Source organism: Streptomyces murinus (assembly GCF_002154555.1).
Taxonomy (GTDB): Bacteria; Actinomycetota; Actinomycetes; order Streptomycetales; family Streptomycetaceae; genus Streptomyces; species Streptomyces murinus.
The window spans coordinates 1-11782 of record NZ_MUNF01000095.1; the positions used below are offsets into that span (position 1 = coordinate 1).

General features: G+C 70.2%; 10 protein-coding genes, 1 tRNA gene and 1 pseudogene. 9 read left to right on the top strand and 3 right to left on the bottom strand.

Annotation, left to right across the window (positions count from 1 at the left end; all coding sequences use genetic code 11):
• Positions 1–26 precede the first annotated feature (26 nt).
• From CCN72_RS07560 to CCN72_RS07570, 3 genes and pseudogenes are all read left to right on the top strand, one after another.
• Positions 27–917: pseudogene (locus CCN72_RS07560) on the top strand (AIM24 family protein); the annotation flags it as partial.
• An 11-nt stretch (positions 918–928) separates the two neighbouring features.
• Positions 929–1609: an AIM24 family protein gene (locus CCN72_RS07565; RefSeq protein WP_037660109.1), complete on the top strand. Its 681-nt coding sequence runs from the start codon at positions 929–931 to the stop codon at positions 1607–1609.
• 17 nt (positions 1610–1626) lie between these two features.
• Positions 1627–2382, top strand: a complete 756-nt coding sequence (locus CCN72_RS07570; RefSeq protein WP_085566452.1) for an AIM24 family protein — start codon at positions 1627–1629, stop codon at positions 2380–2382.
• A gap of 112 nt (positions 2383–2494) precedes the next feature.
• Here CCN72_RS07570 and CCN72_RS07575 read toward each other — a convergent pair whose 3' ends face one another.
• Together CCN72_RS07575 and CCN72_RS07580 are read right to left on the bottom strand one after the other, a co-directional pair.
• On the bottom strand, positions 2495–3016 hold the full coding sequence (locus CCN72_RS07575; protein WP_085566453.1) for an NUDIX hydrolase: 522 nt from the start codon (positions 3014–3016) through the stop codon (positions 2495–2497).
• Positions 3013–4452, bottom strand: a complete 1440-nt coding sequence (locus tag CCN72_RS07580; protein WP_086806841.1) for a zinc-dependent metalloprotease — start codon at positions 4450–4452, stop codon at positions 3013–3015. The genes CCN72_RS07575 and CCN72_RS07580 overlap by 4 nt, the downstream gene beginning before the upstream one ends.
• Before the next feature lie 191 nt (positions 4453–4643).
• Between CCN72_RS07580 and CCN72_RS07585 the strand changes: the two genes are divergently transcribed.
• The 4 genes from CCN72_RS07585 (at position 4644) to CCN72_RS07595 (ending at position 7898) form a co-directional block, all read left to right on the top strand.
• A complete protein-coding gene (locus CCN72_RS07585; protein ID WP_085566455.1) occupies positions 4644–5768 on the top strand; it encodes an SDR family oxidoreductase in 1125 nt (374 codons plus the stop codon).
• Between the two features lie 137 nt (positions 5769–5905).
• Positions 5906–6367, top strand: coding sequence for a molybdenum cofactor biosynthesis protein MoaE (locus CCN72_RS07590; protein WP_086806842.1), 462 nt, complete (start codon positions 5906–5908; stop codon positions 6365–6367).
• 210 nt (positions 6368–6577) lie between these two features.
• The gene (locus CCN72_RS39550; protein ID WP_167408655.1) at positions 6578–6751 is read left to right on the top strand and encodes a hypothetical protein; all 174 of its coding nucleotides are present in this window, start codon (positions 6578–6580) and stop codon (positions 6749–6751) included.
• A 49-nt stretch (positions 6752–6800) separates the two neighbouring features.
• Positions 6801–7898, top strand: coding sequence for a YlbL family protein (locus CCN72_RS07595; RefSeq protein ID WP_086806843.1), 1098 nt, complete (start codon positions 6801–6803; stop codon positions 7896–7898).
• Between the two features lie 85 nt (positions 7899–7983).
• On the opposite strand, the gene CCN72_RS07600 is transcribed toward CCN72_RS07595, so the two are convergent.
• Positions 7984–8526, bottom strand: coding sequence for a PPA1309 family protein (locus CCN72_RS07600; RefSeq protein ID WP_086806844.1), 543 nt, complete (start codon positions 8524–8526; stop codon positions 7984–7986).
• Between the two features lie 164 nt (positions 8527–8690).
• On the opposite strand from CCN72_RS07600, the gene CCN72_RS07605 reads away from it, so the two are divergent.
• Positions 8691–11594, top strand: a complete 2904-nt coding sequence (locus CCN72_RS07605; protein ID WP_086806845.1) for a UPF0182 family membrane protein — start codon at positions 8691–8693, stop codon at positions 11592–11594.
• A 41-nt stretch (positions 11595–11635) separates the two neighbouring features.
• Positions 11636–11709, top strand: a tRNA-Met gene (locus CCN72_RS07610).
• Positions 11710–11782 lie beyond the last annotated feature (73 nt).

Sequence of the window (11782 nt, forward strand, 5' to 3'; positions counted from 1 at the left end):
CCTCCGTATGACGGCTGCGGAGGCTGGCCCCCGCGCCCTACGGCCAGCCCCCGCAGCAGCCCTCGTACGGCGGCCAGCCTCCGCAGCCGTCATACGGAGGTCAGCCCCCGCAGCCCCCGTACGGCGGGCAGCCGTCCGCCCCGATGCCTCCCGGCTACGGCGCCCAGCCCGGCGCGCCCATGCCGCCGGGCTACGGCCAGATCCCCGGCCAGCAGTCCGCCGCCTACGGCGTGCCCCAGGGCGCCCCGCAGGGCGGTGCCGGTGTGGGCGCCGCGCTCCAGAAGTTCAAGGAGACGCCCACGGGGCAGCGCTGGACGCAGCAGAACAAGAAGCTCATGCGCGTCGACCTCGGCATCGGCGGGCAGCCGGTGCTGGCCAAGCAGGGCAGCATGGTGCTCTACCAGGGCAAGGTCGATTTCAGCTACAAGGGCGCCGGTTTCGCCGGCCGTGTCGTCGGCAACGCCACCGGCCAGGAGATGCAGCTGATGCGCTGCACCGGCCAGGGCCAGGTGTTCCTCGCCGAGAACGCCACCTACCTGCACCCGATCGAGCTCCAGGGCGACGCGATCTGTGTCTCCGCCGAGAACGTGCTCGCCTTCGACGAGACCCTCCAGTACGAGGTCCGCCGTATCGAGGGCCACGGCATCCCCGGCGGCGCGCTGTTCACGATGCAGTTCCAGGGCACCGGCACCATCGTCGTCAAGACGCACGGCACGCCCGTGGTGCTGCCGGTCACCCCGACCACCTTCGCCGACTGCAACGCGGTGGTGGCCTGGTCGGCGGCGGCCCAGGTGATCGTCTCCAGCCAGGTCCGCATGCGCCGCAACGCCTACCCGGGCGACACCGGAGAGAGCGTCAACCTCCAGTTCCGGGGCGCGCCCGGCAACTTCATCGTCGTCCAGCCGTACGAGGTCTGAGGGAGCCCGTCATGAACCAGCCGCTCGCGGGCTTCGCTCCCGCACCTGTCACCGCCCGCATGGAGAACCACGGGCACCACATGCTCAAGGTCGCCATGCAGACCGGCAACGACCTCTTCGCGCGCGTGGGCTCGATGGTCGCCTACGAGGGCTTCGTGCAGTACGAGCCCAATCCGCCGGCGGTCCGCCAGATCGCCCGGGACTGGATCACCGGCGAGGGCGCCCCGCTGATGAAGTGCTCCGGGGACGGGCTGCTCTATCTCGCCGACTACGGCGCGAACGTCGTCGTGATCAACCTCAACGGCGACGGCATCTCCGTCAACGCCACCAACCTCCTCGCCTTCGACGCGCACCTGAGCTGGGGCGTGGAGCGGGTGAAGGGGCTCGCGAAGTTCGCCGGGCAGGGCCTGTGGAACACACGGATCTCCGGGCAGGGCTGGGTCGCGCTGACCTCCCGGGGCACGCCGATCGTGGTGGACTGCGGCGGCGGCGAGGACGAGACGTACGTCGACCCGGACGCGCTCGTCGCCTGGTCACCGAACCTGAAGGTCAAGGGCAAGCGCAGCTTCAAGGCGCAGTCGCTGATCGGCCGGGGCAGCGGCGAGGCCTACCAGATGGCCTTCTCCGGAGAGGGCATCGTCGTCGTCCAGCCCAGCGAGGACAGCACCGACCGCCTGCGGGTCCGGGGCTGAGGGGGAGTCAACACGCCATGCAGAGCCCGATTTTCGCGTACAACGACAACCAGACGCAGGAACGCTGGAGCCTCCAGAACTCGCAGCTGCTGCGCGTCGTCATGGAGGGCCACGACGACATCCTCGCCCGCAAGGGCAGCATGGTCGCCTACCAGGGCCTGGTCGAGTTCGACGCCGAGTACCACAGCAACAACCAGCGGCGCGCGCGTGCCCACACCGGCGAGGGCCTGGACCTGATGCGCTGCCACGGGCAGGGCACGGTCTATCTGGCCAACCTCTCCCAGCATGTGCACATCATGGACGTGGAGCAGGACGGGCTGACCGTCGACAGCTCCTACGTGCTCGCCATGGACTCCTCGCTGCACCACGAGGTCATCGCCGTCGACAGCCTCTACGGCATCTCCGGCTCCGGGAAGTACCAGCTGAACATCACCGGGCGCGGCCGGGTCGCCCTGATGACCTCCGGATCGCCGCTGCTGATGCAGGTCACCCCGGACCGGTACGTCAACTGCGACGCCGACGCGATCGTGGCCTGGTCGACCGGGCTGCGCGTGCAGATGCAGGCCCAGACGCATTCCTCGGGGGTGTGGCGCAGGCGCGGCAGCACCGGTGAGGGCTGGGAGCTGAGCTTCATGGGCTCCGGCTTCGCGCTGGTCCAGCCCAGCGAGCTGCTGCCGCCGCAGAACGCGGTGATCGGCCACGGCGTCGCCGCCCAGTTCGGCATGGGCCAGCACGGGGCGCGCGGCGGCAACCAGGGCAACGTCTGGAGCTGACCGCCGGGAGAACGCGGCCGTAGGGCAGAAGTGCAGCCGTAGGGCAGAAGTAAGGGGCGACCGCCTGGCGATCGCCCCTTACCGCTTCCCGGGGCCGCCGCCCCTCACCGCTTCACAGCCTCGCGCGGGTCGCGTCCAGGAGCCGTACGACCGACTCGTCGGCCACGCTCGCCACCTCGTCGTAGGGGAACCAGCGCAGGTCCAGGGACTCGTCGCTGATCGCCGCCACGGCGCCGGAGGGGGCCAGCGCCGCGTACTGGACGTCGTAGTGCCAGTGGCACGGCGAGGGGATCGGATGCCGGTCCAGGCGCACCGGGCCGCCGGGCAGCAGCGTGAGCCCGGCCATGCCGGACTCCTCGGTCGCCTCGCGCAGCGCGGCCGCGGCCACGGTGGCGTCGCCCGGCTCGCAGTGGCCGCCCATCTGGAGCCACATCCGCAGCTTGCGGTGGAGCGTGAGCAGCACCCGGCCGCGCTCGGGGTCGATCACCAGGGCGCTCGCCGTGACATGGCCCGCGTGACAGGCCTTCCACATGCCGTCGGGGTGGGCCGCCAGGTGGTCCAGGTAGGACTGGCGCAGCTCGTCCTGGCCCTCGTACCCCTTCAGGACGAGGACCGCGTCGTCGTACAGGCTCACTCGGTGTCGTCGCCCTCGGCCTTGTCGTCCTTCTCGGCGTCCTTCTTCAGGTTCGGCTTGTCGGCGGCCTCGCCGAGCATCTTGTCCAGCTCGGAGAAGTCCATCTGCTCGCGGTGCACGAAGCCGTCCGGGTCGTCCAGGTCGGTCGCCGTCGGCAGCATGTCCGGGTGGTGCCACAGGGCGTCCCGGCCGTCGACCCCGCGCGCGTCGGTGAGCGAGGCCCACAGGCGGGAGGCGTCGCGCAGCCGGCGGGGGCGCAGCTCCAGACCGATCAGCGTGGCGAACGTCTGCTCGGCCGGGCCACCGGTGGCACGGCGGCGGCGCAGGGTCTCGCGCAGGGCGTCGGCGGACGACAGACGGGGCTTGGCGGCCGCGTGGACCACCGCGTCGACCCAGCCCTCCACGAGCGCCAGAGCGGTCTCCAGGCGTGCCAGGGCGGCCTTCTGCTCGGGTGTGTCCTCGGGCTGGAACATGCCCTGCTGAAGCGCGTCCTGAAGCTGCTCGGGGTTTTGCGGGTCGAACTGGCCGACCACGTCCTCCAGCTTCGCGGTGTCGACCTTGATGCCGCGCGCATAGCCGTCGACCGCGCCGAACAGATGCGAGCGCAGCCACGGCACATGCGCGAACAGGCGCTGGTGGGCGGCCTCGCGCAGGGCCAGGTAGAGCCGCACCTCGTCCAGCGGCACGCCCAGGTCCTTGCCGAACGCCTCCACGTTGGCCGGCAGCAGCGCGGCCTTGCGGGCCGGGCCGAGCGGCAGGCCGATGTCCGTGGAGCCGACGACCTCGCCCGCGAGCACGCCGACGGCCTGCCCGATCTGCGTGCCGAACATGGCGCCGCCCATCGAGCGCATCATGCCGATCAGCGGGCCCGCCATGGCCTGCATCTCTTCCGGCAGCACATCGCCCATGGCCGCGCCGACCCGCTCGGCGACCGGGTCGACCAGCTCCCGCCAGGCGGGCAGGGTCGCCTCGACCCACTCCGCGCGCGACCAGGCCACCGCGGAGGCGGAGCCCGACGGCAGGGAGGTGGCGTCGTCCAGCCACAGATCGGCCAGGCGTACGGCCTCCTCCACGGCCTTGCGCTCGGACGGGCCGACGCTCGCGTCCTTGGAGCCGTCCGCGGTGCCCTGCGCGACCGTCTGGCGCGCGATCTGCTTGGCCATGTCCCAGTTCACCGGGCCGCCCTCGTAGGAGAGCATCTGGCCCAGCTGCTGGAACGCGGCACCGAGATCGGTGGGGTTCAGCGAACCGAACATGGCAGCGAGCGGATTGTCGGCGCCGGGGCCGCCAAAGCCACCGGCTCCGGGCATACCGCCGAAACCGAAGGGGTTGGCCGGTCCCTGACCACCACCGCTCTGCTGGTCCTTCTTCTTGCCCTCGTCGCCGTCCTCCGGCTCCTCCGGCGGAAGGCCGAAACCGAATGGGGTGTCACTCACGGGATTCCTCGGCTGGTAAGGCCACCGGTCTTCTCCGGCGGCGCGGCTGCCCGACAACACCACCCAGCGTAGACACCCGGACCCGATCGGGCCTCGATGCTCCGCCCGCGGAAGGCCTGCGGCAGGATGGATGCACCTCGTACGTGCGCGTCTTGCACGCCCGTACAGAAGACAACCGCTGGAGATGCCGGGTGAGTTCCCCAGATCCGCAGGTTCGCGCAGCGCGAAACCACTCAGAGACGTCCGCCGGGCGCAAACCCGCCGTGCGCGGGCCCGTCGTGGCGGTCACCGGCGCGGCGACCGGCGTCGGAGCCCTGCTCACGGCGCGGCTGGCCGCGTCGGAGGAGATCCGGCGGGTCGTCGCGATCGACGAGCGGCGCGGGGAGTGCGAAGAGGCGCAGTGGCACATCCTGGACGTCCGCGATCCGGCCATCGCGGACAAATTGCGCGGTGCCGACGTGGTCGTCCACCTCGCGCTCGACCTGGATCTCGGCAGCGAGGCGGCCGCGCGCACCGCTTACAACGTCCGGGGGACGCAGACCGTGCTGACCGCCGCGGCGGCGGCCGGCGTGCACCGGGTGGTGCTGTGCACCTCGGCGATGGTCTACGGCGCGCTGCCGGACAACGAGCTGCCGCTGTCGGAGGACGCCGAGCTGCGGGCGACGGCCGAGGCGACCGGCGTCGGGGATCTGCTGGAGATCGAGCGCCTCGCGCGCCGCGCGCCCCGCGCGCACCCCGGTCTGAATGTCACCGTCGTACGGCCCGCCGTGCTGGTCGGCGGCACGGACACCGCGCTGACCAGGTACTTCGAGTCGCCGCGGCTCCTTGTGGTGGCCGGTTCGCGGCCCGCGTGGCAGTTCTGCCACGTCGAGGATCTGTGCGGGGCCCTGGAGTACGCCGTCCTGGAGAAGGTCGAGGGGGAGCTGGCCGTCGGCTGCGACGGGTGGCTGGAGCAGGAGGAGGTCGAGGAGCTCAGCGGGATCCGGCGCATGGAGCTGCCCTCGGCGGTCGCGCTGGGCGCGGCGGCACGGCTGCACCGGATCGGGCTCACCCCGTCCCCGGCAGGCGACCTGGCCTACACGATGTACCCGTGGGTGGTCAGCGGAAGCCGGCTGCACGACGCGGGATGGCGCCCGAAGTGGACCAACGAGGAGGTCCTCGCGGAGCTGCTGGAGGAGGCCGCCGGGCGGCATACGGTGGCCGGCCGGCGACTCGGCCGCAAGGACGCCACGGCGGCGGGCGCGGCCGGTGCGACGGTGGCCCTGCTGGGCGCGGCGGCGGTGGTACGCCGGGCCCGCAAGGCACGCCGCCGGTAAGCCGCGTCCCCAGGAGCGGCACGGCAGGGTACGAGCGGCATGGCGCGCCGCGTCCGTACGAGCATCCAAGGCGCCCGCGCCCGTGCCGGGTGAACCTCGTATTCCTCGGCGTATCCGGTGTGCGGCACGATGGGGGCATGGCTGAGATGAGCGAGCACCCCGGGGAGCGGGCCGCGCAGGATCCCGTCAAGCTGATCGGCGTCAGGGAGAGCGCGCTCTCGGTGGACGAGGTGTTCCGGGCGGTCGGGGACGCGGCGGCCGGCGGCATCGCCCTGTTCGTGGGGACGGTGCGCAACCACGACGGGGGCGCCGACGTGGACGCGCTCGGCTACTCCTGCCATCCCAGTGCGGAGGCCGAGATGCGGCGGGCCGCCGAGAAGGTCGTCGCGGACCACCCGGTGCGGGCCCTGGCCGCCGTGCACCGGGTCGGCGAGCTGGGCGTGGGGGACATCGCGGTGGTCGTCGCCGTGGCGTGTCCGCACCGTGCGGAGGCCTTCGAGGCGTGCCGGAAGCTGATCGACGACCTCAAGCACGAGGTGCCGATCTGGAAGCACCAGACTTTTTCGGACGGCACCGAGGAGTGGGTGGGGGCCTGCTGAAGCAGCCGGGTGCCTGCCGAAGCAGCCGGGTGTCTGCCGAAAACGGGCGGCACCTGCCGAAACAGGGCACACCACTGCGCCGAACCGGTCACTCCCGGCCCATCGGCGACTCCGGTTGCGTAACCGCCCCCCGCACGTGAGCGTTGTCAGTGCGGATGGTTAATCTGCTGATCAGTCAGTTGCGGACGCTCACGGCGTAGGGAGGTCGGCATGGGCGCGCTTGTCTGGCTGCTGATTCCGCTTATGGGTGCGGTCGGCGGCGGGCTGTGGGGCAGTTGGGCCAACCGGACGCGCAGGGCGCGCAGCGACGGGCCCGAGCTGGACGGCTACGCCCGGTTCCGGGAGGCGATGGAGCGGTCCGGCACGGGCGCGGACGGCGCCTGACGGGGGTACCTGACAGTGCGCCGACAGGTGCGTCACGTACTGTCGAGGCATGCCACGCCGCACCGCGACGATGCTCGCCTCCACCCTGATGCTGATCGCGCTCCTGTGCGCCGGAGTGCTCATCCCCGTGCCGTACGCGGAGATGTCCCCCGGCCCGACCGTGAACACGCTCGGGAACCACCAGGGCGAGCCGGTGCTCCAGATCTCCGGGCGCAAGACGTATCCGACGGACGGCCATCTGAACATGACCACCGTGCGGGTGACCAGCGTGGACTTCCGGATGAACCTGGTGGAGGCCGTCTACGGCTGGCTGTCGCGCGACAGCAAGGTCGTGCCGCACGACACGCTCTATCCGAAGGGCACCACGGAGGAGCAGTCCTCGCAGCAGAACGCCGAGGAGTTCAGCCAGTCCCAGGAGAGCGCCAAGGTCGCCGCCCTGAAGCAGCTGGACGTCCCGGTGAAGTCCTGGGTGATCGTCTCCACCGTGGTCAAGGACTCCCCGGCCGAGGGCAGGCTGCACGCCGGTGACGTGATCAAGGCGGTCGACGGCCACGCGGTCAAGCAGCCCTCGGACGTCGCCACGTTCGTCACCAAGCACAAGGCGGGCCAGAAGGTCGTCTTCACCGTCGTCCCGGCCAAGGACCAGGCCGCCGCCGAGAAGGCCCACAAGACGGCCACCACGACGCAGGACGTCGCGATCACCACGGCCGCGTCCGACGACAGCGGGCCCAAGCGGGCCATCGTCGGGATCTCCGCCGGGACCGATCACACGTTTCCGTTCAGCATCGACATCAAGCTCGCCGATGTCGGCGGCCCCAGCGCCGGTCTGATGTTCGCGCTCGGCATCTACGACAAGCTCACCCCGGGCAGCCTGACCGGCGGCAAGTTCGTGGCCGGCACCGGCACCATCGACGACAACGGCACGGTCGGGCCGATCGGCGGCGTCGACATGAAGACCGTCGGCGCGCACGACAAGGGGGCCCAGTACTTCCTGACGCCCGCCGACAACTGCGCCGAGGCCGCCGCGGACAAGCCGAGCGGGCTCACCCTGGTCAAGGTGAAGACGATCAAGGACGCGCTGGGCGCGCTCAAGGACATCCGCGGCGGGAACACCGCGGCCCTGCCGAAGTGCACCGCCAAGGGCTGAGATTCCGCCTGACGTGACATGACATGACCAGGGGCGCCCACTCGGACGAGGGGCGCCCCTGCTGTCGTACCAGAAGGCCAGAAGATCAGTCGGCGAACGTCGCCGACAGGGCGTCCGCGAGGCCCGGGACCAGCTCGGGGCCGGTCAGGACCTCGGTCGGGGAGTCCTTCTCGCGCAGCCGCAGCGCCGACTCACGGGTGCCGTCGCGCAGCACCGCCACCGTCATCCGGACCTCCTGGCGCTCGGGGTGCTCGGCCACCCACCTGGCCAGCTTGGCCTCGCTGAGGTTCTTCGGGACCTGCGCCTCGGCGGACGGCGGCAGCATCAGCCGCTCCACGGTGAGCGCGCAGCCGGCCACCGCGTCGGGCCAGGCGATGGTGGCGAGGAACTCGTCGAGCGGCTTGCCGGACGCGATCTCGTCCTGCTCGATCGGGGTGAGACCGACGGTCTCGGACTCGTCCTCAAGGCCCAGCTGGGCCGCGAGCGCGGGTTCCTGGCTGCGCAGCCGAGCGGTGTCTACGAGGGCGAAGAGGCGAGCGGGCTGGTCCCAGCCGAGGCCGGAGGCGTACTCGTCGATCTCGAGTACGGCCCGGGTGAGCGGGTTCGCTGCCATGGGAGTGTTGGACATGGTCACAATCCTGCCTCGTTCCCCACCGGAATCGGGAACCGAGCAGGGGCTGAGTAAGTTGCATATGTGTCGGCCCGCGATCACGGGGGGCCACCGGGGCCCGCGGAGCACGGGGGCCCGAGGGATCGAGAGCGAATTTCGAGGGGCGCACCTTGGCTTTCCAGATGCCGGACCGCGGCCAGGGCCCAGCGGGGCCACGGACGGGGGCGGGCCGACCATCCCGGCGGGTCAGGGTCCTGCTCCTGACGCTGGGCGTGCTCGCCGTCCTCGGTATGACATTCAGCATGTTCGCCGGCTTCTGGACGAACTGGCTGTGGTACCGGTCGGTGCACTACTCGTCCGTGTTCAGCACCACACTGTGGACGAAGATCGGGCTGTTCTTCGTCTTCGGTCTGCTGGCGGCGTTCATGGTCGGCCTCAACATCTGGCTGGCCCACCGGCTGCGGCCCCCGCTGAGCGCCATGTCCATGGAGCAGCAGAGCCTGGACCGCTACCGGATGGGTCTCGCGCCGTACAAGACCTGGCTGCTGGTCGGCGTCTGCGCCCTGGTCGGGCTGATCGCGGGCGCCTCGGCGGCCGGCCAGTGGCGCACCTGGCTGATGTGGGTGAACGGCGTCTCCTTCCACCAGAAGGACCCCCAGTTCCACCTCGACATCTCCTTCTACGCCTTCGACCTGCCCTGGTTCCGGTTCCTGCTGGCCTTCGGCTTCGCCGCCGTCATCCTGTGCCTGATCGCCGCCGCCTTCACGCACTACCTGTACGGCGGACTGCGCCTGACCAGCCCCGGCGCGCGCGCCACCGCCGCCGCGACCAGTCATCTCTCGGTGCTGCTGGGCCTGTTCGTCGCCCTCAAGGCGATCGCCTACTGGCTCGACCGGTACGGCCTGGCGGTGAAGTCCAGCGACTTCAAGGCGACCGGCAACTGGACCGGCCTGCGCTATGTCGACGCCAACGCCTATCTGCCGGCCAAGACGATCCTGTTCTGCATCGCCGTCATCTGCGCCCTGCTGTTCTTCGCCACCCTGTGGCGGCGCACCTGGCAGCTGCCCGTCATCGGCTTCGGCCTGATGGTCCTGTCGGCGATCCTGATCGGCGGGCTCTACCCGGCGATCGTGCAGAAGTTCCAGGTCGAGCCCAATGAGCAGGCCAAGGAAGCCCCGTACGTCCAGAAGAACCTCACGGCGACCCGCGAGGCGTACGGCATCGACGACACCAAGGTCACCCAGTACGACGGCAAGTCCACCGCCTCGGACGACGCCAAGCTGCGCGCGGACGCGAACGACGCGGCGAGCATCCGGATCATGGACCCGAACATCGTCTCGCCCACGTTCGAGCAGGCGCAGGAGATGAAGGACTACTACAGCTTCCCGGCCAACCTGGACGTCGACCGCTATCCCACCAAGGACGGCAAGCTCCAGGACACCGTCATAGGCCTGCGCGAGCTGAATCTGAAGGGCATCCCGAAGCACAACTGGATCAACGACCACTTCCGCTACACGCACGGCTACGGCGTGGTCGCCGCCAAGGGCACCGAGGCCGACGACGGCCAGCCCGTCTTCACCGAGTACGACCTGCCCTCCAAGGGCGATCTGGGCACCTACGAGCAGCGGGTCTACTACGGCGAGAAGACCACCACCTACTCCATCGTCGGCGGTCCCCAGAAGGAGATCGACCACCCCACCGACGACAACGGCGAGGTGACCACCAGCTATGCGGGCAAGAGCGGGGTGAACCTCGACAACCCGCTCAACCGGGCCGCGTACGCGATGGCGTTCAACGAGCCGCAGATCCTGTACTCGGGCGCGATCGGCAAGGGCTCGCGGATCCTGTACAACCGCACGCCCAAGGAGCGCGTCGAGGCGGTCGCCCCCTGGCTGACCATCGACGGCGACGCCTACCCGGCCGTCGTCGACGGCCACATCCAGTGGATCGTCGACGGCTACACGACGTCGAACGGCTACCCGTACTCCTCCCGTACGACCCTCGGCGACACCACGGCGGACTCGCTGACCGCCGGCAGCGACAACCGCAGCGTGGTGGCCCCGCAGAACCAGGTCAACTACATCCGCAACTCGGTGAAGGCGACCGTCGACGCCTACACCGGCGAGGTCAAGCTGTACCAGTGGGACACCCAGGACCCGGTGCTGAAGACCTGGATGAAGGCGTTTCCCGGCACGGTGCTGCCGAAGAGCGCGATCTCCCCGACCCTGCTGTCCCATCTCCGGTATCCCCAGGACCTGTTCAAGGTCCAGCGCGAGCTGCTCACCCGCTACCACGTGACGGATCCGCAGACCTTCCTCACCGGCAGCGAGGTGTGGCAGGTGCCCGACGACCCGACCAACAAGTCGGGTGACGCGGTGCCGCCGTACTACCTGAGCATGAAGATGCCCGACCAGAGCAAGCAGGCGTTCTCGCTGTCGACGACGTTCACGCCGACCGGCCGGGACAATCTCAGCGCGTTCATGTCGGTCGACTCCGAGGCGGACAGCGCCGACTACGGCAAGATCAGGATCCTGAAACTGCCGACCAGTACGACGGTCGACGGACCCAAACAGGTCCAGAGCCAGTTCAACTCCGAACAGGACGTCGCCGCCGCGATCAAGTACCTCAAGGGCGGGGACTCGGCGGTCGAGTACGGCAATCTGCTGACCGTGCCGCTGGACGGCGGACTGCTCTACGTGGAGCCGGTCTATGTACGCGGCGGGGGACTGAAGTACCCATTGCAGCGCAAGGTGCTGGTCACCTACGGGGACCGGCCGCCGGCGTTCGAGAACACCCTCGGCGAGGCGCTGGACAAGCTCTTCGGCACCAGCTCCGCCGCGGCGGGCCCGCCGGACACCGGCACCAAGGCCCCGCCCGCGGCGAGCGATCCGGGCGTCCAGCAGGACCTGGCCGACGCCCAGAAGGCGTTCGACGCGGGGCAGCGGGCACTGAAGCAGTCCGGCGGCCCCGACTGGGACGCGTACGCGAAGGCGCAGAAGGATCTCAAGGCGGCCCTTGAGCGGGCCCAGGACGCGCAGAAGCAGCAGAAGCCGGACCAGTCGAAGCAGCCGAAGCAGAAGGGCTGATCAGCACCGTCCCGCGCCGTGATACGGTTGGCTCACAACGGCGCGGGGTGGAGCAGCTCGGTAGCTCGCTGGGCTCATAACCCAGAGGTCGCAGGTTCAAATCCTGTCCCCGCTACTGAAATACGAAGGCCCGGATCCTTAGAGGATCCGGGCCTTCGTGGTGTGTGAGTCCGGTGATCCCGGTGAAC